We start from the raw sequence: 23,221 nt of genomic DNA, 5'->3' as shown, positions 1-23,221 counted from the left end.
TCTCTCCTTTCAGACCTGTTTTTCCTTCATCACTAGCCACAAGGCGTACATCAGCAGGAGGGCAAACGAAATCAAGCCAGCTGCAGCCAATTCCAGCAGCGGCATTTCCCACAGATGGACAGAAGCCATTGGCCGTCCGATGGCATAAGCGACTGCGATTCCGAGCAGCACGATCTTCACCGCCGTATGCCAGCCGAAGGTTTCTGGTACAAGATTGCCGAAGCAGTTGCATGAAATCTGTTGGCGCAGACGGCTTGCTCGCCATGCAGCGCAGCTAAAGATCAGCAGCATGACCCCCAATCCAGCCAAGCCTGCCATTCTTGTCTTGTTCGGGAGCAGCAGAAGCGCGAAGAGCCATTCTCCTGCCGGCACTGCGAATACGCCCAGATTGACCAGAATGGACGGAAGCTGCAAATCCTGCAGCGTTCGGCGAAAACTTGTCCGATCCCATAGTTTAGCTGACGCCGAAACGCTAAATACCGCAATCAGAAATACCATCGCGAACATGCGTTACACCTCCCCTGTGCTTCGAGTATGATTATATGCGGAGGATCATTTTCCTGAAAGGGCTATATTTTCTAATACGTACCATATGTATCATGAAATTTGGCCCTCTTCAGTCGGATTGCTGTCTCTTATAATGAGGACAAGCTCAAAGGGAAGGAGGTGTGCTTGCGATGTGCTTTGTTGAGAGCGTTTACGGTTCCGGAAACTGCGTTCATATTAGACGCTGCTGCCCTGCTGGACCCGGATACTACAGCTGCTACATGGATATCAGATGCTCTAACTAGACACAGCTGAACGAGAGGGCTCTGGCCAGAGCCCTCTTCTCACTCTAGCAGGTTAATGGGAAGGAGCCATCATATATGAAACCAACACCTGAACACACACTAGATGTGAAAGCGTTCACTCGCTGCCTGCTGCGAATTCTGCAATATCTTTGGACATGGTCCAAGCCCGACCTTGTCGGCATGCTCCTGCTGAGAGCGGTGCAATCGCTTCTCCCAGTACTGCAGCTGTATTTGACGACGAGGCTCGTCAACCAGGCTGCATCGCTTTTTGCAGGCGAGCTACAACAAGCCTCCCCGCTTGTTCATACTTTGCTGCTGCAGCTGCTCTTGTTCCTGCTGCAGGCAGGAGCCCATGCCGCCCACAGTTACCAGTTCTCGCGCATCTCTCAACTGGCAAAGCTGCATGTTGACCGATTGATGATGGAGAAGTCGTCCAACCTGTCTTTGATGAAATATGAATCGTCCCGCGTTTACGATGATTTGCAGCGATCACAAGGTCATGGCGAACGCGCAGTTCGTCTGGCGGACAGCCTGTTCGATATCGGCAAAAATACCATCACCCTGATCAGCTTTGTGGCTATTCTGTTTGCCGTGCATTGGGGACTCGGATTGGGGATGCTCCTCATACTTTATCCTTTCACTAAGATAAATGCGGCTTTAAGCCGCATGCGTTTCCAGCTGATGCTACATCAGACGCCGGACGCGCGCAAGCTGGACCATCTGTTGAATCTGCTCATTTCCCGTCAGGCAGCCAAAGAAATCCGCGTATTCCAGTTGCAGGCTTACTTGCTGGATAAATGGAGCAAGCTATTTGAGGACAATGCTCGGGAAAGGCTTCGTCTGGAGAAGAAAAATGCAAGCTGGCTGTTTTTGCTCGAAGGTTTTGGAAGCGTCATTGTTCTGGGCATCAGCGCCTTGTTGATTTGGATTGGCTATCTTGGCAGGCTCTCCATTGGCCAATACGTTGCCTTGACGCAATCCGTCCTTCAAACACAGAAAATGATCGAGGACATCTCCTTCCGGCTTGCGAATGCACACGAAGATGTTCTTTTTGCCAGCACACTATTATCGTTCCTGGACGAGCCGGATGAAAGAAAGGAACATTCGGCTGCAATGCCCCCTTCCGCTTTCCGTCACGGGAAAATAACGGTTGCGGGATTGACTCTCCATTATCCGACCAAGCAGGCGCCTGCTTTGCAGCAGGTTTCCTTCCACATCCAGCCCGGAGAGAAAATAGCCATAGTAGGTGCCAACGGCTCAGGCAAAACAAGTCTGGTCAAGTGTCTGCTCGGGTTATATAGCGAATATGAAGGGGACATTGCCTATGATGGCATCGATATTCGGCAGATTAGCCGCACCGATTTGCGCAAGCATGTGACCGCCGTATTTCAGGACTTTGTCCAATATCCGTTTACAGCGAAAGAGAACATTGCCATCGGGCAAATTGACAAGCTCTCTGACATGAACGCCATTCGAGCAGCCGCCGCCAAATCCGGCGCTGACGAGATTATCCGTTCCCTTCGGAATGGCTACGATACCGAGATTGGCCCATTCTACCTTGGCGGGCAAGATCTTTCCTACGGACAATGGCAAAAGATAGCCATCAGCCGGGCGTTTATTCGAGATGCCGACGTCATCGTGCTGGACGAACCGACCGCCTCCCTCGATCCCTTGGCCGAGGTAGCAGTCTACGAACGATTCCTGGAACTGGCGGAAGGCAAGACGGCCATCTTCATCTCTCACCGTCTGGGTAGCTGCCGATATGCGGACCGGATCCTGGTCATGAAGGAGGGGCGGCTTGTGGAATGCGGCACCCATGAAGAACTGCTTTCCGTCAACGGGGAGTATGCGCATATGTTTCGTATGCAGGCCAAGTGGTATGCATCAATCGAACACACGCCTGCCAATGCCGTTTCGATTTAGCCGTCTTTCTCCCCCTCTCCGCCGATCCCAACAGCAGCCCATCCCGCATGGAACTATTTTGAAATTGCCATACTGATTTGGCAATCAAAGCAAAAAGAAGCCGCCCGGGCGCATACGCCATCGGACAGCTTCTCTTCTTGCATAGGTGCAAGGACATGTATAAAGAACATAAGCTCAGTATGTGCGTACTTGAGGAAGAAGAGCACCGTTATTTCTTGGCTAGCTGCTCTTTCAGATTGTCCAATTCCATCTCGGCACGGAACAAGCGGGTAGCCATATAGTCATGCTCGACCTTATTGACGCGCAACTCTGCCAACATCTCGTCAAAGCGATTGTCGACATGCTCAAAACGTCTGTCAATTTGCTCAAAACGCTTGTCAATTTGCTCAAAACGCCTGTCAATTTGCTCAAAACGCTTATCAATTTGCTCAAAACGCTTGTCTATCTGCTCGAATCTGCGCTGGTTCTCTTCCTTCTCTTCTTCAAAAAACACCTTCAATGTTCCAACACTGTGAATCAAATCACTCAGCATCTGCTCGATCTGGTTGAGTTTCTGTTCAGACATCCAACCACCGCCTAGCGAATATTTGTTCCCATTCTAACATGATAGGAGGTTGAAGTCAATGAGAAATGACGAAGCCGCTCGATTCATACCGCAATCGAGCAGCTTCTTCCCGTGCTTGTACAAATTTGCTTAAGACAGCTTCTCGCCGCGCGCGCTCATGTAAAGCGTGTACCATTCCTCGCGCGTCATCAGCTCCGCTTGGCGCTCCGCATCCTTGCAAGCCAATATGCGTTCCGCCTTCGTGGAGCCGATAACCGGTTGAATCTTCGCCGGATGCTTCATCAGCCAGCCAAGCACAATGGCTTCGGCCGTTGTATCTTTATCCTGTGCCATTTGCTTCACCAGCTCCGCCGTCTGCTGAATGTGCTCCGGCTCATTGTCCAGCGCTCTGCCCGAAAATCTTCCTTGCGCGAGCGGACCCCAAGCCTGAAGCTGAATATTTTTCATGCGGGAGTATTCCATCAGTCCCGGGGAGAAGTGCGTCTGAACCCCTTTTGTCTGATTGACAAATACGTCCTGATTAACGAAATCTACTCGACCGAGTCCCATTTCCAGCTGATTGACGCACAACTGGTCCGGAATAGCCTGCTGCAGAAATTCGATCTGGGCAACGTTCATGTTCGAAACGCCAAAATACCGCACCTTGCCCGCCGCTTTCAGCTTGGCCAATGCCTCGGCGACTTCTTCCGGTTCCATCAACGGATCGGGACGATGCAGCAGCAGCACGTCGAGATAGTCAATGCCCAGCCGCTCCAGCGTGCCATCAACATTTTTCAAAATATGCTCCTTGGAAAAATTGAAGTGCCCCGGCACTTTGCCTTCGCTTAGGACAATGCCTACCTTGGATTGCAGCACGATCTGCTCACGCAATCCAGGCCTTGCTTTAAGGATTTGGCCGAAAATTTGCTCCGCCTTGCCGCGGGTATAAATATCCGCATGATCATACATCGTAATGCCGATCGAAAGCGCGGCATCTACCGCCTTCTCCGCTTCCAGCACCTGTTCCTTGGTGACGGGATCATGATTCCAGGCGCCGCCGAACGGCATATTGCCCATCACAAGACGGCTTGTGGCGATCCCTCTTTTTTCAAGTGGCATAACGCTCATCGCATACGTTCCTCCCAACTTTTTCTATACCCTTCCATTATACCTTTCCGGACGATCGATCAAAAGAACTTACCTCCGCTTCACTAAGTAACAACGGGGTAACTGTTCGGACTTTCGTCACTTGGAGGAACGTGCCTTGCTCCATGCAGTCACCCTATTTAAACTTGCGCCAATCCGCATTGCTGTTGTTCAGCAAGTAGGCAAAATCATTTTCCAACCGCTCTTGCTCAGCCCGCCGCTCCTCTTCCTTGCGCTGCCTTTCCTGCTCCTTGCGGGCCGCTTCTTCCTTTTTCCATTCCTGTGCCTGCAGCTTTAGCTTGTCAAGCACTTCCCCGGACAGCCGTTCCTTCAAGGTCGCTTGCGCATCAGTTCCAGGCTGCTGCGGCCGACCAGAAGGTGAACCGGACCCCGGGCGCTGCTTCTTTTTCTTCGCCACCGCTCTTCACCTCTTTCCCTCTCCCATGCCGTCACACTCGAACCGGTTGCATAAACTCGCGCTCCTCTTAAGGATAAAAAGCCCCTTCCCGCGAATCAACGAAGGAAAGGGCTTGTCTATTATTCGGACTTGCCCGGCTGCCTGGATGACGGAGATGGAGCATCTTCCTTCATATATTTATCATAACGGTCATCCAGCTCTCGCGCCATCGTTCGGTACAGCTTGGTTTCCTCCGCTACCGGCTCGCAGTCCGCTTGAATCCGCACCTCATACTTGGGAGGAAGAATGGCAGTCGCCTGCTCTTCCTTGTTCCGTTCCTCCATTTCGCCGGCTGTGAGACGCTCGAACAGTTCTTGCTCCACGTCGGCTTGCTTGGATCGGGAATGCTGCTCCTCGTCGTTCCTTGCCATTGGAATCGCTCCTTTCCTTCTGTCTCCGATTAGGATAGCCTAATGGGGAAGCTTTCAGTCTGTCAGAGCCACCGATCTGCCCAGGCTGTTATCATCTGCGGCGCTGGCCATTGCGCCAGCCTGCGCACCGGCTTAAGAACTTTCGGCGGATGTTCGGCCAATGCCGGCACAAGATATTCGTCAATCAAGCGGTCGGCATTAGCTGGCGACACACTAGGATTGGACGTAACGACGATCACGGCCCCAAGCGCAGGGACGATTCGAATATGCTGGCCGCCATAGCCGTTGGCTTCATATGTTTGCAGTTTACGTTCGGAGCTGTCCTCCAGCTCCTCCAGCCAAAACAGATATCCATAATCCGGCGATGCAGGACGAGGGGTGAGAGATTGCTCAATCCATTCCTCCGGAATAAGCGGCTCGCCTTCCCATCGACCCCGGTTCAGGTACAAGTAACCGAACTTCGCCATATCGCGTGTCGTCATGGACAGGGCTGTTCCCCCAACGTAATAGCCTTCTGCGTCCTTTTCCCAAACATAATTTTCAATTTGCATCGGGCCGAATAAATGTCTGTCAGCCAGCTCCTTCGTCGAAACGCCTGCCGCTTCCGTCAGCACAGCGGAGAGAAGATGTGTCAAGCCGGTGTTGTAGTCGAAGCGCGTCCCCGGTTCGGCCAGCACCGGCTGGTCCAGTACGAAATCGACCCAGCTTCGGCTCCTGTACCACTCGCTGATGATCGGATCGATCGCTTGCAAGCCGCCGGTCATCGTCAGCAGATGCTCAACTGTCAGCTGCTTCAATTCCGGCTCGCTTCGCCCTTCGAACCGCTTGGGCAGCAATTCCGCAATGCGCTGATCGGTTCCGGACAAATAGCCTTCCTGTATGGCAATGCCGACAAGCGCAGAGAGGATGCTTTTGGATACGGAATAGACCCGATACGGGGTATCGGCGCTTGTCTGATGAAAGTATTGTTCGTAGATCAGCTGGCCGTTCCGCATCATCAGCACGCTGTTGATTTTACCCCCAAACTGGGCGATGGCCTCCTCGATACGGGCAAGCTCCTCTTTATCCAAAACATCTTGAGCCGAATCGGCCGATTGCCAGAAGGGCTCCACCGGTGTTGTAGAAGCAGATGGTGTCTGATTGCCGCAGCTTGACAAGGCAACGGCCACAAGCAGCCAAACCCCCAGCGCACTTCGTTTGTGCGAACGGTGAAGGGCCTCCATCCATATCCGCATGACAAGTTCGATCTCCTCTCCCCTTTTTTTCCTATTATACCTGAACACGCTGCAAACTCCTATCTCTTTCATGACCAACTTAACAGGGATTGGATTTGTTTTCCTGCTCCATTCCGGCCATTGCGATCAAGCGGTACAGGTATATTGGCGTCCGGTACATATCCCGGCAAGCTGTTGTACGCTCGGCAGGAACGCCCCGAAACGCAAAGCCCACGCTGATGAGCAAGCATTCTCTCGCTCCGGTTCCAACTCGGGCGGCATGGATCGTGCGCCGCATGCGATCCATCGCGCCCGGATACAGATAGCAGACCACCAGCTTCGCTTCCGTATAGTCCTGCTGATACAAATCGCCTCTCCGGAACGCCACATTCGTGCTGACAGTCAGGCCGCGCGCAAGGCGCGACACAGCCAGAGGGAGAAGCGAGTTCTCCACCCCAACGACAGAAAGCTGCGGAAAGCGCCGGGCCAGATAGAAGGCCAAGTGTCCCCAGCCCGATCCGGCGTCCACAATCACATCCCCTTCGCTCAGTGCGCCAGCGCGTATGAGCCGATCCACCTCTCCTGCCACAGCGACGCGGGCAGCCTTCGAGGACGGCATCGGCGAAATGCCATTCCATACTGTATATCCGACAATGGACAACAGTCCCGAAATCAGGAGCAGGATGGTCACGCCATACGCAATCGCTGCGCCCATCGGGATGTCGTTCCCCGCTATTTCCGCCAAGACGTCCGACGCGCCTACCGCTATGGATATGCTCATGTGCCGGCAGCTCCCGGTTCATCGTGGCGGAAGCGCTCGCATACCCATATGTGTCTGACAAAGGAAGATTTTTTCCATACACTCTGATCGAGTGTATGCCAGCCCGCCTCGTCCAATGCTTCTTCGATGCGTCCGATGGAAACGATGACGGCACGAGGCGCAAGCCGCCGCGCCGCCTTCAGCATTTGCGCGAGCTCCTGTTCGGACTGCTTGGACAGCAGATTGTAGGGCAGGTCCAGGATGACTGCATCATATTCGCCAACAAGCCCGCGGATATCCGCTACTTGCACCACATCCGGATAGCCGAAATGAGCCAGGTTGCGCCGCGCGCCGTGCACCGCCATCCAATTGCGGTCAAATCCCCGGATATCCATGCCAAGCGAGAGCGCTTCAAGCAGAACAGTGCCGATTCCGCAGCACGGGTCCACCAGCCTTCGGATGCGCGCATCCGGCGCGGCCATGTTCACAAGCGCGCGCGCTGTCCGGACGCTTAACGCTGTGGAGTACTGCTGCGGCTTGTCTGCATGCCGAAGCCAAGCTGCTTCGCCAGCGCGATAAGGGCCGAACAGCCAGCGACTCTCCCATCTGGCAAGACCGAACACCCTATCAGGATTTTTCATTTCTGCTGTTCCGCGAACTTGCCAGCCTACCACTCGCTCTGCGTCGCGCCTCTCGGCATATGGCACATCCTGCCCTGTCTTCATGTACTGCACCTTGAAGCTTGCCGTCTCTATCCGGCACGCCCCCACTTGCCGGGCCAATTCATCCAGGTCGCTGTCTGCGCAGACGATTTGCAGCTGTTCCTTCAGAAACGGGCTGCGGCCCGGATCGATCCCCCGCTTCGATACAAAAGCCTGTCCGTTGTCGGACTCGATATAATCGCTCCGAAACAAAGTGCGCAGCTTCAGGCTGCAAAAATCCCGCTCATCTTCATGGCGAGCATACGTGTACAGATATGTTGACATGCCGCCCCCGCTACTATGTATTTGCATAAAGTTTATGGACAGATTGTATCATATTCGCGATAATCGAGGTAAACCCTATGTCCATTCAAATAAAAAAATAGCGAGGTGCCTCATGTCTATACAAGTGGAAATATGGTGGGATATTATGTGTCCGTTCTGCTATATCGGCAAAACACGGTTCGAAGCGGCGCTCAAGCAATTTCCGAAGCGCGAATCCGTGACAGTGATTTACCGAAGCTACGAACTGGACCCTCGCGCCGAGCGGGATATCGACCAGGATGTGCATGACATGCTGGCGGCCAAATACGGGATGAGCCGCGAGCAAGCGAAGAGCATGAACGACAATGTCGCTCAGATGGCGAAGGAGGTCGGGCTTGCCTTTGATTTCGACGGCATGGTGCTGACCAATACGTTCGATGCCCACCGTATGATACATTGGGCGTCCACGCAGGGCAAGCAAGCCGAAATGGCGGATCGTCTGTTCCAGGCGTATTTCACGGAAGCGAAGCATGTAGGGGAGCCGGCACAGCTGGCTGCTCTGGCCGGAGAGATCGGGCTGGATGCGGAGGCCGCCGCCGCTATGCTTGCCGGCAGCGACTTCGCTGATGCGGTTCGGGCGGATGAGCATGCCGCCCAGCAGTTGGGGGTAAGGGGAGTGCCCTTCTTCCTGCTGAACCGCAAGCTGGCGGTCACCGGCGCCCAATCGGTAGACGTGTTTCTCGACGCGCTGCAGCAATCCTCGGGAGAAGCCTAGGCCGCCCGGTTAAGATAGAGAAGCGATGGGATGCCGGCAGACTGTCTACTGAACAGACATGGCGATCGCGCTGCTTCCGCACACCCCTATTATGCAGCATGACGGGCAGATGGAATGGATGCTCCATCGCCCGTCACTTTGCATGTCATCATTTGGTAACTTTAGCCGAACAGCCGGACTGCTCCAGTTGTTCAAATTTCGTCTGTCTTAAGGAGACAATGTCGGGGGAGCCGGATCGGTTTCCCTCATGTATGCAGGGATGCGGCCGCTCTCGCCGGGTTGTTGATGCCTGAGCGCCTGGTGCTCCGCTTCCCCTCTCATATCCAGCAGCTTGGCATTGATGTCTGTGAGAATAGAACGCACTTGTCCGATCACATGATATGTGCTTTTGCTTTCGTAGGCGATCGGATTTTGGCTGCGCTGCTCCTCTTCCGTCAGCTGCTCAAGCATGTCCTTTTCCTCTCCTGCCTCCTGTCTGTATTTCTCCGCCCATGCGGACTGCAAGTCATCTACCAGTTCAGTCAGCTTATGCAGACCGAAACGCAGCGTCGGATATTGCTCCGCTTGCTGCTCAGGTGTTCCCGTATGGCTGACGGCATCCCACGTCTGCGCCAGATCGTCCAATGCCGTTTGCAAGGTATGGATGGACATATCGGCTGGCAGCTGGCGAAGCATCGACCGCGCTTGCTCAATATGCTGTGAAATAGTCGACTGGCCATTCATTCGTTTTGAATCCTCCTTCCTATATAGAATATGCAGAGACCTATTCTTGTGCTGTCTGCATGGCGGCCGCTGTTACTCTCCTCCGCAGATGATCTGCACGAATATTAGGGAAAGTCTCTGTCGTACGTGCTGACTTGACCGCGCAATCGGCTAACAATCGATTGCAGCTCTTCATGTTCCGCATGCTGACGGATGGATTGCGCATATTCATTCAACTCGGTATACAGTTCATTGACTAGGGTGTCAGGGGCGTGCGGTTGCGCTGCCTGCTCGGATGCCGGTTCGGCAACGGCGTGATCGGTTGCCATCTCGAACTGCTGCTCGGAATATGCCTGCACCGTTTGCTCTAACCTATCCGCGAGTTCGCAAACGTTCGTGGGCAGCTGCTGCCGATAGGCGGACAAGTCCTGCAAGATCGAAACCACCATAGATTTGTTCATGTGATTGTCAGCCTCCTTCTAGCTATTGGGGGAATGCTGGCTCAATCGGATACGTTCATCCTGCTTAGATTAACCTCAGATTTCCGCCAGTATGCAGATGGAAGCAGGATCGGCCCATCGGAACAGGGGGCTTGGCTGGTATGCGCCCCGGGCTGAACCCGATCTATGCGATCGTTCACCGCTTGTATTGAGCTGAGAACATGAATCGGTTTGCTTCGGGATTTTTATACCGGGAGTTTGGGGTCTTATTTTCACGCAATACCAAACTGCCGATGAACAGCGGAACGGATTGGTCCTATTGCGCCCATTCGATGCCTGTCCCGGTCCCGAGGGCAGCAATTGATCCACTTTTTCCCTCTATTTACCCCTCTATGCCTAGTAACCGCATATATTAGACCAGTAATTCCCGTTATTCTATACAGCCCATCCTAAGGGTGTCTCCGGAGCAGTGCCGTCGCGCACTGGGCGTGTCTTTCAACCTTTTAGACTAGAATGGAGTTTATGTATGAAGGGGGGACTTCCCCATAAAAAGAACTCTGGCTAGTGAGCCAGAGTCCCCGCTTGCATATATCTGTAATTCTACGATGCTGTTCTATCGATTTCTGACTGGGTGGGTGCTGCTATTCCCGCTCTAGATCCCATACGGTCCGATTCATGCAGTGGAAAACGAGCCTGTCACACTCCATTGCTGCGCATCTGAGCCAAGTCGTAGAGGATATTCTCCAGCTCCAAAACAGGCCGCGGCGTTTCTCCTGCAACGGTTGCTTCATAGACTATCAGGTCAAACACTAGCTGTCCCGTCATCGCACTCAACTGCTGGTGAAGCAGCCAATCGTGAATAACGGCCACCAGTTGACTGACGAAAGTTCCGGCAGTGGGTTGGTAGTCCCGCATGACTTGGAATGGATAAAACGGATAATGGAACATCGGTGTCGTCGCTTCGATGCCAGCCAAATCCGACACACGGAATTGGTATCCGCAAGTCAGACTAATCCAGCGTATGCTCGCTTCCTGCCACATTTCGGGATTGTCCGCATCGAGCAATTGCCGGAACAATTCACTCAAGCACTGCTGCAGATCGGCGCCTTGCAGCTCATACGTCTCGTCGCGCACGATAAGCGGCGTGAACGGATTGGCGAACTCCACCAGCGGTGTGGCATAGACGAAAGCGGGCGCTGTCTCCCCTGCGCTGATCAGATGCCTGTTGCGGGTTACCGCCATGCCCGAGGAGGCGCTTTGGTAGCGGATCACATTCAATTCGCTGAAGCCAATCTTCAGCGTCAGCGTTCCGCCTGCTTCCACATGCGAAGGGAAGTCGAATACCGCTTCCTGTGCGCCAGGCTCAATTGCTTGCGCCTCAAGCGCAACCCATTGCTTCTCATGCTGCACCCAAACATGATCTGGCCATACTGTCTCTTCCGCATCGCCCATCGTGCGGAAGATCAAGGTGCGGAACAGTTCCGGCTGGTCGATGTCATGTGTGGTCAGCAATGTATATTCATGCGTGTCCAACATACCGACATCACGCCCCACACGCACTTGACCGTCGCCTGCAGGCCAGCTGTCCGCCAATTGGCTCGCCAGGCTGGATAGCGCCGCGATGGCCGAATCCGCTGTGTCCGACTCGGATTCGCGATCCATCGACGGCAGCAGATCGAGATCATTCTGAATCAGCGGCAGGTTGCTTGCGAACTGAGCAAGCAATTCGAAGAAATCGAACGATTCGTCGCTGCTTCGTGCCTGCCTCCCTCTCACGAGGCCCTCGCGCACATCATTCAAGCGGATGACCGTCCGCATCTCGTCTTGCCCGGACGGTCTGATGTGGAAGCTGTAGGTGAATTCCCAGCTTCGCAGCGTATCCAGCACATCGTCCCCCTCGCCGTGCGGAACGTCATGTTGCTGCATTGCCCCGCTGCTTGTTGCATAGTCGCTTGTTTGCCTGATGACAGGCAGCAGACGCTTGCCGCTCGCTGACTCCGGCAGCCGTACCCCTTCTCCCTCCTGAGTCAGAAGGGTTGGGATGTCCGGGTAGCTCCTCATCAACACCGGTATTTCCTGCTGTCCGATGTTCGGAGCCCAACTGCTCGATGCTGGAGCGTTCGATGCTAGGCCATTCACTGCCGAGCCGTGCGCGCCACTGCCTGCCTGATCGAATGGCAATACGAAGCTCAACCACGAAGAGGCTTGGTAATCCGCAATGTCCGACATCGCATGAATGTCGAACTCCAGCTCATTGATGACATAGTCGAAATCGAAAAACAGCTTGCGTGCCCGGTGCTCGGACTTCACATCGACGAAGTACGTAAGCTGCGAGGACGGCTCCGACAGCGCAATCTTCGCCGTACTGAGATCGTACTGCGGCAACACCTGCAAACTATGCAAGGGCAAGCCGGGCTTCAGCAGATTGGCATGCAGCCGGTAATACGCCGCCAATGTCCCGCTTGTCGTCTCCAGCTTGGCCGCAACCGTCCGCAAGGAATCGTTGGCCTCAACGACTGCTGTTTTTCCTTCGAAGGCGAGCTCGGTTATATGATGGGCGAACAATCCCTGCACATCCTGCACGGCTCTTGCAAATTCGCGCACAGTCAAGTCGAAGAAGAACGCCATGCTTTCCAGACTGTTCTCGGCTACCCATACCGGAGCTTGACCGGTCTGACCGACAATGCCCCGCACCTGTGTTACATTGATCGCCGTGTACGGCGCAAATAAGCTGTCTCCTTCGATTACAGTCAAGCGTCCGATCAAGTCGTATGCGGATCGGAGTCCCAGCGTTTCCACTGCAAGAGATTGCAGCGTCATGCCGGCTGCAAGCGTGACCGTCCGCTCGGGTTCGCCCTCTGCGGAATAACGAACGACAGCAGGCTGCCTGCCTTCGCCGCCTGTTTGCAAGATGCCCGGCATCCGTTCCACAGCGTCCAGCAGAAACTCTTGGCTGACCTGAAGTGCTTCCGCCATCGATGCAATCGATTCGACAGCACCTGTGCGATAGCCTGCATTGACCGGCTTGCCGGACAATCTAGGAGCGGTGTTCGGATCATCCGAGCCTCCGCTTACCGTCACCGGGAACTGAACGATAGCTTCGATGCCGTATGCGTCGGCCAGCCTGATCTTGAGCCTGTCGGCGAAATGCTGACGCGCAATCTCTACGCTGCCCGCATAGGGCGGCTGATCAAGAACCGGCACAACCGCATGCGCCAGCTTGTCAGCCAGCTTCTCCTTGCTGGCCAGCAGCTGCTCGATCGCCTGGCGGCTGCGCCTGGCAGCCGGAACCGCATAAGGAGCGGTTAAAACCAGGTCGACCGTTTCTAGAAACTGCTTCGCCCACAAGTCGAGTTCAACCGATTGGAACGTCTTAGGATCAGCTTGCTCCCATCCTACTCCGGGTACATATTGCTGCATGCGGGCCTGACGGGAGATCAGTGACGTGGACAGCGGCTTCATCGCATAGATGGAGCCTTGGTCAGGCTGAATCGTATAGCAGAATCCTTCCTCCCCGAAGACGACTGCCCACAGCTTGTTCTTCCGGCCTTCCGCATTCCACTCCCGCTTGCCGACACCAACTGCCAGCTTTAATTCACGGCGGCCGCTCTTCAGCGCTTGTTCGAATTGCTCGGCGAAGCGGCGCATGCCCGCTTCCGAGCCTTCCCCTTCCATCACATTCGGCGCTAGCGGAGTGGAAGCATGAAAGACCGGCGGCGTATTTATGCTTGCATTCGCGATGAGCGCCGACTGTTGCGCACTGAGCCGCAACAAGTGTGACAAAGGCAACTCGTTCCATTGCTCGCCAAGCAACTGTCTAAGCTCTCCGCGGAATTGATCACCATTGAGATAACGCACATCAATCATGGGCCCTAGCTTCTGCAGAAGCGCATCCGGCACGCCCGCTTCCCGCATTTCGTTCACAACCGCATCCGTCACCATAAATTGTACACGTCTCAACGCAAAGGCAGCATTCAACGGGAAAATCTTCGCCGGAAGCTGTACATTCGTCTCATAGCTTACCGTGTACGCTTGCGGCGGCAGTACATAGACGGCGCCTAGCGCAAACAGTTCTAGTGACGTAACAGCCTCCGCCAGCATCGCGAAGCTAATGGCTAGCCCCGTCTGCCTCTGGAACTGAGCCAACAGCGTGTTCAAGGTTTCGCCTTCACGTGTTTCAACCGTAACCGGCTGCGAGCTGTCCGGGACATGAAGGGTAACAGGAACCCCCTTCTGCAGCAAGCCCGACAGGCTCCGGTTCACTAGCAGCAAATCGGTGGCGGACACTTGCATCGCATCCGCCGCCGCCTGCGGCTGCAGCAAGCCTTCCGCGGCTAGCGGCGCGGGCACGGCGAAGACAGCTCCGGCGCGCAGCACACCGGGACGATCCAGCGCTGTGACGAGCGTTCCGAGCGGAACGTTCGGGAACTGCGCCTGCAATCCGGCAAGCGTGTCCGATTCCGTCAACACATAAGGCGCGCCCTCAATCGTCACCGCGCTTCCCGGCAGGAACAAGTACGGCATATCCATGTTCCGCTCGGCCAGAGCTTGGGCTCCGGCCAGACCGAACTTCACGGCAATGCTGCCGAGCGTATCGGAAGCCGGGGAGCCGAATGGACCGCCTGCCGCATAAGGTACAAGCAAGTCCCGGCCATCGTCCGGACGGTACGTACGCAGCGGCACCTGCAGCTTGATGTCCGTGGAAGCTTGAAGAGCGGCATGCCCATTCAACTGTCCAAGCTCCTCATAAGTAGCAGCGGTATCGCGAACGATCTGTGCAAGGCTGGCCCCTGGTTCCGGTGAATAAGCAGAGTTGTTGCGAACGAATACGTACACACCTTCGGCGTAGAAATTCGCCAGCTCCAGATTCAGCGGCACGAGTTCAGCAGCAGGCACTCCCTCTCTGCTCTCAAGCACAGACAACGTGTCGCCTTGCAGCGTTACCGTATGTGCGCTATGAAGAATGGCGTCCGGCTTGAACAGGCCGGGAACCTGCGCATTGGCCTGTACAACGGCGCGAAGATCAATTTCGTACAAGCCGCTGGACAGCACCGCCCCTTCCGCCAGCAATTCATCATCATCCTTAACGCTTGCCGCCAGCGCGGCAACTGTTACGCTCAAGCCCACTTGCGCGAATTGTTCAGCGATGTCATAAAGACTGTCTGTTGCCTTAGCCAGAACTGTATGACCCTCGTACGTGAACGGCGCCTGATCTCGCCAAATGTCTGTCTTAGCCTGATTCGCTTCGGCAATGGCCGCGACATCGCATTGGTAGAAATCCGCAATGGCCTGCAACGAGACAGCAGCGCTCACCGTATACTCCAGCAGCAGCGCAACCACACTCTGGAAGCTGTATCCTTCCCGCACCATAATCGCCCGACCGTCCAGCCGAAGCACAACGCCGGCGCGCAACAGGTCTGGCCGTTCGGCATTTTCCTCTGCCAGCCTGAGCGGCGATTGGCGCAAGAGATCGCATATTTGCTGAAGCGATTGCCCGTTGAGCGTAATGCCCGAGCCTTCGCGAGGCAGCGTTCGCTGAGGCGTACTGTACACGTTGTCGGCTGATAGAGCCGCATGCAGATTCTGTCCCGCCAGTTGAACGGCATCCATCCCTCCGGGAATGCGGGCGCAGAGCGATTTCAGCGAATCGCCGGCGCGCGTCAGCAGCTTTTCGGGGACGACAAGCTGCAGCCCCTCGCCCGTATGAGCAAACAGCCGGTCTGCTTGCACGTGCGCATTATGCTGCAGCAGCTCGCCGGCAGTGACCAAATAAGGTGCGGCAAGTTCGGCAAGCGTCTGGCCCGATGGCTGAACTTGGACCAGCGCCAAGCTGTCCAGGCTTTGCAGGAACAGCCAGTGCGAGCTGACTGCCTGCCACCAAGGCGCCTTCCAGGCGTAGTACAGCATCGGCTCTTCTTCCATGGAAGGCTGATCCAGACTCGTGCTCCATGCGATCTGATAGTCTGGCTGCACAAATTGATAGTAGAGCTGGGCAAGCTTCTGCAGATCGGTTTGCACGTTTTGCTTGCTTACCGCCTGCGACTGGCCGGACCCTCCTGCGTAGGCGCTCAGATTGAAGGAGATGTGGAACGCAATGCTTGCGCAACTTTCGTCCATGCTGTCTGCAATGTCGTAGCTGACCGCCATGCCCGGCCACATCGAAAGCGGGATCAGCTCATCCCGATAGCCGAAGGGCAGAGCAATCGGGTATACACCGGATGAGGCATAATCGGTCCGATTGCCGAACAAGTCCTGGAAAGTCAGGCTAAGCTGGAGCTGCGACTGCGGCGCAAGCCCAGCGTATGGATTGTCCGCGGCGGGCGGCAAACCCGGTGTACGATAGGCATAGTTGTGAGCTGGCCGGGCAAAGTTGGAAGCCTGGATCGTATTGCGGTAATACCACTCCGGCATAGGCTTGTCGCTCTTCTCCCCAGTCGGATCGATCGGGCCCGCGGGCAGGCCTTCTCTCCCTCCTGCCGCTTGTGTGCTGAAAAACTCGTTGTCCTGTATTGTAAAGCCGAGCAATTGGTAGAGTGTGCCCAACTGCTGCTGCGCAGACAACTCCGCATAGGCCGCATCTGCCGTATCTGGATTGGGCCGGTATTGGTCGTATCCGACGACGCCGAGCGGAGCTGTCGTATGCAAGGTCATCTGTCCGTCGTGATATTGCAGCAGAGACTTGGCAAGGAGCAGCCCTTCTGTCCCCCCAATGGCTTGTGTCAAGGCACCGATCTCGCCGCCTGTCAACGCATCGGCCATGCTTTGCAGCGTATCGCCCGGCTGTATGTTGTAGGTGATCGAGCCGACTTGTACGGCAATGCCCGGCTTCAGCAGCAGCTTCGTCAGCCGGTTCGCCTGCGCCAGCTCCTCCGTAGCGGCGAAGCCCATAGCTGCACTGGCATCGTTCAGTGTTTCGCTCGCGCCTGTCTCGTACAGCGCCGATTCAACGGCCAATTGTCCATGCGAAATATCCACGTTTTGTGCGGTCACCGCACAATTGTTGAAGCCGTAAATCGGCGCGAACGCCAGCGCCTCCGCTTGACCTTCGGCACGCCGAGCGTTGCTTGCGCCAGCAATCGGGTTGTCCGCCTGGTCTTCGGCGGACGAACGGTGAATTTGGCTGGCGAGCACAATGACAAGCTTCAGCACAGCTTCCCCGCTCTCATTGAAGATCGTGTCCGGCAGCCCGGCCCCGTCTTCCGCGGCATAGTTCAAGTAATAGCCGCCCGAATGCACGGCGCTCCCTTCCCACAGCAGCTTTATGAACCGCTTGGCATCCGATAGCGCGGCGAACACATCGATTTCCGGCTCTTCATCAGCAAGCTCCACGCGCAGGCTTCGCGATTGGCGCAGCACCGGTTCGTTGGACGAATGGGTCGTTGAGGACAAATTCGCCTTCAGCAGAAACGTATCCTCGGGAAGCAAAAGACCTGACAGCAAACCGCTGCTGTTCGGCTCGCTCGGATTGGCCGGATAAAGCAGGGACAAGCTGGCTTGATCCTGCATGCCGCTGTCGCTCGACAAGTAGTTCCAAAGATGCTGCAGCATCTGTTTGCCGTCTTCGTCTGTGCCCGCCAGCTGATACTCGTGGCGCGTGACGCTCGGATCATGGGATGCCGCCCGCACAGCATGAACATTCACGTCAATCATCGTGCCCCATGCGAATGCATCGATTGCCTCTGCACGCACTGCGGTATTCGCCGATTGTTGGCGGTACATCCTTAGCACGTAGCGCAGTCCCGTTTGTTCCGCTCCGTGTCCGCTTGGATTCGCGCTATTCAGCAAGCGCTGCTTCAAGGTGCCTGGAAACGGCCAGATGGCCGGCTCACCCGAACTTGTCGCTGCGCTTGCCTCCGGCTCCCACAGGTTATTGCCGAGCGGATGCTGCCAATGTATCATCTGGCTCAAGGCGTAGCGATTCGGCTGATAGGCCATAAGCGCCAGCGCTTGCGGCGCTTCGGCTTCAGGCGTGAACGGAGCGGCATAGTCGCGAATCGTCTGCCAGTCGTGAGGACCGAACGCATACGTGCAACAATTCCCGGACGAGTCATTGTCCCCCTCACTGCCACTGTTACTTCCACTGTCACCGTCATCGCCGCGACTACTATCATCATTGCCGTCATATCCATCATTATCACGGCCATCATTCCCGTTACGGACGCTATCTGCGGGAAATGCGATCCACTCAATCCCTTCCGGCTTCGTCAACGTATATGCATAAGGTCCGGCATCCGGCGACGGGGCGTCCCACTGCTGGCCAATGACTTGGTACAGCGGGAACAGCTTCGTGAAATCCGGCTTGTCTGCGGGCGCCGGAATGCGCAAGCCATGCAAGAAGAAGCGTGACATGGAAGCAGCAATATCATTGACTGCCGCTTTCCCGATGACGGCGGCAATCAACTCCTCCTCCGGCATATCCGGTCTGTACGGCACGAGCAGCTTCTTGCCCGGCAGCAACAAATCATCGGCCTGCCCGAGTCCATCCTCCACCATGTCCGCCAGATTCAAGTTGTAGCGCTCTGCCAGCCCACGCAGACTCATCCCTTCCGACACCGCTGCCGGAAATGCCGGAATGTGCCAGACGCTTAACGGCTGCAGTATAGCGGCATTGTCTTGACAAGCTGCAGCAAGCTGCGCAAGCGTCAGTCCAAACCGTTCCGCGAAGGTGCGGAACGTCTGTCCCACTTCAATGGCCTGCTTCGCACCCGGCACCGTCAGCACCTGACCCATAGCCAGCGGCGATTGGTCTACCCCTGGATTGGCCGCCTTGAGCGCATCGAATCCAACACCGAACGAAACCGCTACTGCTTCCAGCGGGTAACCGTCGACCGGTACAGTGAAAGCGATCGTGCCGAGATCGATGAGAGCATCCGGCTTCAGCAGGGCCGCATCGTCTGCGTTCAGCATAGCGCCGCTTCCGTCCGCAGCCTCAAGCAGCTGAGCCGGAGACAGTCCGAAGAAATCGGCAATCCGCTTGAGCGTGTCCGCCGCCTTCGTCTGGTAGAGAGCGCCGGCGACCGTTGCCCGGCTCGCCGGATTCAGTACATCCGGTCGCTCCTGATTCGCCAGTGCGATCGACGCCGCAGTCGGGTTCATCAGCCCGGACTGCGGCTTGCGGGCCGAGAGCTCTGCCGCAATCTGCTCGAGCGAACGCGTTCCGTCAGTCTCGTACTCGTATTGCTCCAGCCGGTCTATGGCAGCTTGTACCGCGCTTTTGGTGACCATCAGGAAGTAATCGCGGAACAAGAACGCGCTGATCGACTCCTTCGTCCCCTCGCGAGTTCCCTCTGCTGCCAGCTCCTTATGCTGGCGGGTTTGCTGCCTCCAAGCTTTCGGATTATCCTCATGCTCCTGCTCCAGCCGGTTCTGATAGGCAGCGGCGAAAGTTTGGAAATAACGTTCCAGCTCCTGCTCGTAGGATTTGCCGATCATAAGACGGGAGTCCGTGCCGTAATCGATCTTCACTTGTCCATCCGAGCTCTCCAGCGTGAGGGCGGGGATCATCGGCAGCAGCGTGCCGCTCGGCGCCTCGCCTTCCTCTGTTGCTTGAGCTGGCATCACCTTGAAGATCATATGATCCTTGAAATACTCTGTCAGGCTTGCATAGGTGAAGGACTCATCTGCCAGACCGGCCAGCAAATGCTGATAGATCACCTGCAAATCATACAGGCTTACATAGGCATCCGCTGCGGACGCTTCCCCAACGGAAGCGAGTCTCGCATCAATCGCGCGCCGCAGCATCCCCTCGACGAGCCGACAGAACGCCGAGTCCCCGCCAGTCGTCTGCCGCAGCGCCTCCCGGCTCGCAACTTGCTCCGGGATCGCATTCGGCACGAACAGCAGCGGAAGCGCCTGCACGACTGGCGCTGCGCCCGGCTGCCCTCCGCTCGCTTGGGTGTACAGCACGCCGAAGCGAACTTCAATCTCAGTTGCCTGCTCTGCCGCGGCCATAGCCGGGCCGGCAACCTTCAGCCGCTTCACTTGCCACTGCAACGCAGGCTCAGCCAGCACGTCCGCGAGACGCGGCTTTGCGGCCGAAGTGGATGGATTGGCAGTTCGCGGCTGCTGCAGACGCAAGCGCTTCTCCTCGCGCACGCTGCGCGCTGCCAGTGCTTGACCGCCTGCCACATGCCAAGGCGGCACACCTTTGTTCCCGATAGTAAACTGCTCACGCAGCGTCCAATCGAAGGAGAAATGTATCGTAACAAATACAACCTTCACCTTGACGCTCGCCTCAACCTCGACCTCGAACCGGATGACGATTGGCTCATAAGCCTGAAACGTCAAGAGCGCGCGGGCGGCAGCCCGTATTTGCACGCTGGCCTTAATGATCGAGAAATCGAGCGAGCCGAACAGCTCGCCGACGATGCCGACCATGCCCTGCACCGCATAGTACAAATCGGTCGATTCCTCACTTGCCGTCGGGTGAAACCAAGCGAGCGTTCCTTCGAGAATACCCTGAACGGTTAAGTCCAGTCCGGCGCTGAGCGGTCCTTTATGTATCGTCTTGCCGACACCGACGGCCAGACCGAATCCGAATTCGATAACCGGCTTGAACTCCCCGTTGTCAATGGCCGGCACGGTTTGCGAGGTAGCGCCTTCCAGATAGGCCAGATAGAAACCGCCAAAACCGACGAACGGGAACACTTGGATAGCGAAGGAGCGTTCAAAATTTCCATTGTGCGGAAAGCCGATGTCGATCTTGAAATTGCCGTTGGTATAAATGTCGATGTCGATCACGGGGATCGTAATCGATACCTCGCCGAACTCCAAATAACGCATCATATCCGGCAGCACCAGCTCCGTATGGTACAAGCCGATCTGGTCGGTTATTTTTTTATATAAAATTTCGAACTCCAATCCTTTGAAGCTGCCCGCCCGCGCGCCTTCCAGCGTCACACGCAGCCCGTACATCTGCGGATCATTGAAGATGGCCGCAATCGTCACCGTCTGCAGCACCGTGAATTTCGCGCCAAGCAGCCAGCCGCTGTTCTCATTGAACACCAGCGCATTCGATTGCTCCAACGGATTGCCTGCGGCAAGCTCCGGCCGGAATCCTCGTTCCAGCGCCGTAATTACGTCGCTAATCGAATGAAGCTGGCTCGTATCGCGGAAGGACACATGTTGGCCAATGCCAAGATACTCCAGATGGAACAACTGGTTGCCTGCCCCAGGCACCTCTGGCGGGTGATCGTTGACGACGTCCCATTCGAGCGGCTCATCGTCTTCGCCAGTTCTGATGGGCATGCCAAGGAAGGTGCCGTCCAGTGCCAGCACCACGCCTTCCTTGCCTCCTTTTGGCGTGCGCCAATGGTAAGTCAAGGAAATATCGCTGATCTCGATAAAGCCGAAGTCGACTTGAATTCCGGTCGAAAAGGTGACGTACTTCTCTGTTATGTCTACCGTCAACGTGGCGTTCTCAAAGCCGATCGCGTTCAACACGTTCCACGGCTCAGGCAGCTCGAAATCCCAGGAAGGATGAACAAGCTGCACCAAAAATTTGATCATATCGCCGAAGGTGAAGCTGACCGGACCTATTGTGAATTGCTTTTTCTCCGCAGACAACGTCACTTGCGCCGGAAATGTCAGGCCCAGCAGGGCAACCTTGCCGCTGGCATACACAAGATAAGCCATCTCTCCCGCTTCGTCTTGATAGCCGGAAAACAGCAAATTCGTATCGTGCAAACCGAACAGTTCCTTGCCGAACAAGCGCAAACTCAGGTCTGCTTCTGCGTACACCGACAGCTGGAAGTGTTCCGTAGATGGCACGAGCTCTACTCCGATTTGGTTGAATGTCAGCGCGAAGAAATCTTCCAAACCCTGCGTATCCAAACCGCAGTTCAGCTTGCGAATCAAACCGGAGAAGCTGAGTGGCAAGCCGTCCACCGTGCTCATCATGCCTCTGGCAATTACGCCATCGTTCTGAATTTCCAATTCCATCTCAAAGAGCAAGTCGAACAAGCGAAGATCCGCTCCGAACAGCGCATTAACACTTGTATAATCAGACGTCAAATATGTAACGTTCGCGTTCATATACAGCTCTTCCAGCACGATCTGATTGTTGTAAATATCCCAAACCGGCTGCTCGCTCTTCGAACCGACCAACACTTCAACAGACATCAAGCCAAATGGCGAGGCAGATGTAAGCGAGGCTGACATCGCCTTCAGCCCGACACGGTTGAACAAGCCGTCGAGCGGAGCCGGCAACGCCGGCGGCGCATCCAAATTAAGCAGCCAGCGGGCTACGTCCCCCATGCTGAGCGCATCATCTTCAGCCCCATACATGCCGTTCAGGTACAGCACCTTACTACTGTTGTAGATAGGTACATTCAGCGTCATCGGCTGAAGCGTCATGCCTTCCTCTTGCAGGCTCATGCCGAACTGCACCTGAGTTTCCAGCTTGAGCTGCTCGTCTGTTTCCGGGTCTTCCGCATAGCGCACCCGCGCTTGCAAATACGGCGACTTCGCCTCAAGAAATCCGATCGAGAACGTTTGCGGCTCGCTCCCGTCCTTCACCAGCGGAGCCCGCAAATCGAAGGTCGGCTCATACGCCCAAGCTTCTGCGAACAGGATCGGTCCTTGCCAAGTTAGCGACTGGCCTGTAATGAATCGCGTCAAAAAGGCGAAAGGCCCGGTTAACTCAACCGTTGCCGAATACGACAAAGGACTATCCTGCTCATCCATAGGCCGGAACGAGTCCCAGTGGAACAGAATGCCGCTCTGGCGCAATCTGTTCAGCGGTGTTGTATCGAGACGGGCCTGCCATTTGCCGAACGTCCAGCCGGATGCAAGCGGGCCAATGCTGAACGTGAATCCGGGCTCACCGTCAACTACTCGAATTGTGATCGACCGGGACTGCTTTTCGAGACCCAGCACTGTGATCATGCCCCATACCGTGAATGCCCCTCCCGAGATGCCGCTTACCTGCACCATGCCCCCATCCGGCGGATTTATGGCGAACTCCTCATCGCCGAATGCGACGCTTGCCTTCCGCCACAATGCATCCGAAGGCATGTTGACCGCGCTCAAGAGAACAGGCCCTCTCCTCCCTGCTTGCGCCGCCACATCCTGATGAATGGCTTCTATTGTTGTGGTGCTGCCGGCATTATTGTTGGACATGAATGTATCCCCCC

At 55.8% G+C, this 23,221-nt stretch carries 13 protein-coding genes; 2 read left to right on the top strand and 11 right to left on the bottom strand.

The features are described from left to right. Positions 1-9 precede the first annotated feature (9 nt). On the bottom strand, positions 10-507 hold the full coding sequence (locus XYCOK13_RS04515; protein ID WP_213410697.1) for a MauE/DoxX family redox-associated membrane protein: 498 nt from the start codon (positions 505-507) through the stop codon (positions 10-12). Between the two features lie 359 nt (positions 508-866). On the opposite strand from XYCOK13_RS04515, the gene XYCOK13_RS04510 reads away from it, so the two are divergent. Beyond that, positions 867-2,714, top strand: coding sequence for an ABC transporter ATP-binding protein (locus XYCOK13_RS04510; RefSeq protein ID WP_213410696.1), 1,848 nt, complete (start codon positions 867-869; stop codon positions 2,712-2,714). Between the two features lie 208 nt (positions 2,715-2,922). Here the strand turns inward: XYCOK13_RS04510 and XYCOK13_RS04505 are convergent, their stop codons facing one another. From XYCOK13_RS04505 to XYCOK13_RS04475, 7 genes are all read right to left on the bottom strand, one after another. Further along, positions 2,923-3,279, bottom strand: coding sequence for a hypothetical protein (locus XYCOK13_RS04505; RefSeq protein ID WP_213410695.1), 357 nt, complete (start codon positions 3,277-3,279; stop codon positions 2,923-2,925). 129 nt (positions 3,280-3,408) lie between these two features. Next, the gene (locus XYCOK13_RS04500) at positions 3,409-4,386 is read right to left on the bottom strand and encodes an aldo/keto reductase (protein ID WP_213410694.1); all 978 of its coding nucleotides are present in this window, start codon (positions 4,384-4,386) and stop codon (positions 3,409-3,411) included. A gap of 154 nt (positions 4,387-4,540) precedes the next feature. Continuing rightward, entirely contained in the window at positions 4,541-4,822 is a 282-nt protein-coding gene (locus tag XYCOK13_RS04495) for a YqkE family protein (protein WP_213410693.1), read from the bottom strand. A gap of 119 nt (positions 4,823-4,941) precedes the next feature. After that, complete coding sequence (locus XYCOK13_RS04490; RefSeq protein WP_213410692.1) at positions 4,942-5,232, bottom strand: hypothetical protein; 291 nt, start codon at positions 5,230-5,232, stop codon at positions 4,942-4,944. Positions 5,233-5,294: 62 nt separating this feature from the next. Then, positions 5,295-6,467: a serine hydrolase domain-containing protein gene (locus tag XYCOK13_RS04485; protein ID WP_213410691.1), complete on the bottom strand. Its 1,173-nt coding sequence runs from the start codon at positions 6,465-6,467 to the stop codon at positions 5,295-5,297. 79 nt (positions 6,468-6,546) lie between these two features. Beyond that, complete coding sequence (locus XYCOK13_RS04480; RefSeq protein WP_213410690.1) at positions 6,547-7,227, bottom strand: SAM-dependent methyltransferase; 681 nt, start codon at positions 7,225-7,227, stop codon at positions 6,547-6,549. Then, a complete protein-coding gene (locus tag XYCOK13_RS04475) occupies positions 7,224-8,192 on the bottom strand; it encodes a TRM11 family SAM-dependent methyltransferase (RefSeq protein ID WP_244864994.1) in 969 nt (322 codons plus the stop codon). The genes XYCOK13_RS04480 and XYCOK13_RS04475 overlap by 4 nt, the downstream gene beginning before the upstream one ends. 112 nt (positions 8,193-8,304) lie before the next feature. On the opposite strand from XYCOK13_RS04475, the gene XYCOK13_RS04470 reads away from it, so the two are divergent. Next, on the top strand, positions 8,305-8,946 hold the full coding sequence (locus XYCOK13_RS04470; RefSeq protein ID WP_244864993.1) for a DsbA family oxidoreductase: 642 nt from the start codon (positions 8,305-8,307) through the stop codon (positions 8,944-8,946). A 207-nt stretch (positions 8,947-9,153) separates the two neighbouring features. On the opposite strand, the gene XYCOK13_RS04465 is transcribed toward XYCOK13_RS04470, so the two are convergent. From XYCOK13_RS04465 to XYCOK13_RS04455, 3 genes are all read right to left on the bottom strand, one after another. After that, positions 9,154-9,669, bottom strand: a complete 516-nt coding sequence (locus XYCOK13_RS04465; protein ID WP_213410688.1) for a hypothetical protein — start codon at positions 9,667-9,669, stop codon at positions 9,154-9,156. A gap of 104 nt (positions 9,670-9,773) precedes the next feature. Further along, entirely contained in the window at positions 9,774-10,109 is a 336-nt protein-coding gene (locus tag XYCOK13_RS04460) for a hypothetical protein (protein WP_213410687.1), read from the bottom strand. A gap of 675 nt (positions 10,110-10,784) precedes the next feature. After that, the gene (locus tag XYCOK13_RS04455; protein ID WP_213410686.1) at positions 10,785-23,207 is read right to left on the bottom strand and encodes a LysM peptidoglycan-binding domain-containing protein; all 12,423 of its coding nucleotides are present in this window, start codon (positions 23,205-23,207) and stop codon (positions 10,785-10,787) included. Positions 23,208-23,221 lie beyond the last annotated feature (14 nt).

Source organism: Xylanibacillus composti (assembly GCF_018403685.1).
Taxonomy (GTDB): domain Bacteria; phylum Bacillota; class Bacilli; order Paenibacillales; family K13; genus Xylanibacillus; species Xylanibacillus composti.
The sequence above is the reverse complement of the archived record's forward strand: the minus strand, read 5'-3'. Positions and strand labels throughout refer to the sequence as shown.

Excerpts from the sequence above, each read along its gene's own strand:
- XYCOK13_RS04500 (WP_213410694.1), bottom strand. The coding sequence starts at position 4,386 with ATGAGCGTTATGCCACTTGAAAAAAGAGGGATCGCCACAAGCCGTCTT.
- XYCOK13_RS04510 (WP_213410696.1), top strand. The coding sequence starts at position 867 with ATGAAACCAACACCTGAACACACACTAGATGTGAAAGCGTTCACTCGC.
- XYCOK13_RS04515 (WP_213410697.1), bottom strand. The coding sequence starts at position 507 with ATGTTCGCGATGGTATTTCTGATTGCGGTATTTAGCGTTTCGGCGTCA.
- XYCOK13_RS04490 (WP_213410692.1), bottom strand. The coding sequence starts at position 5,232 with ATGGCAAGGAACGACGAGGAGCAGCATTCCCGATCCAAGCAAGCCGAC.
- XYCOK13_RS04460 (WP_213410687.1), bottom strand. The coding sequence starts at position 10,109 with ATGAACAAATCTATGGTGGTTTCGATCTTGCAGGACTTGTCCGCCTAT.
- XYCOK13_RS04485 (WP_213410691.1), bottom strand. The coding sequence starts at position 6,467 with ATGCGGATATGGATGGAGGCCCTTCACCGTTCGCACAAACGAAGTGCG.
- XYCOK13_RS04505 (WP_213410695.1), bottom strand. The coding sequence starts at position 3,279 with ATGTCTGAACAGAAACTCAACCAGATCGAGCAGATGCTGAGTGATTTG.
- XYCOK13_RS04465 (WP_213410688.1), bottom strand. The coding sequence starts at position 9,669 with ATGAATGGCCAGTCGACTATTTCACAGCATATTGAGCAAGCGCGGTCG.
- XYCOK13_RS04475 (WP_244864994.1), bottom strand. The coding sequence starts at position 8,192 with ATGTCAACATATCTGTACACGTATGCTCGCCATGAAGATGAGCGGGAT.
- XYCOK13_RS04455 (WP_213410686.1), bottom strand. The coding sequence starts at position 23,207 with ATGTCCAACAATAATGCCGGCAGCACCACAACAATAGAAGCCATTCAT.
- XYCOK13_RS04470 (WP_244864993.1), top strand. The coding sequence starts at position 8,305 with ATGTCTATACAAGTGGAAATATGGTGGGATATTATGTGTCCGTTCTGC.
- XYCOK13_RS04480 (WP_213410690.1), bottom strand. The coding sequence starts at position 7,227 with ATGAGCATATCCATAGCGGTAGGCGCGTCGGACGTCTTGGCGGAAATA.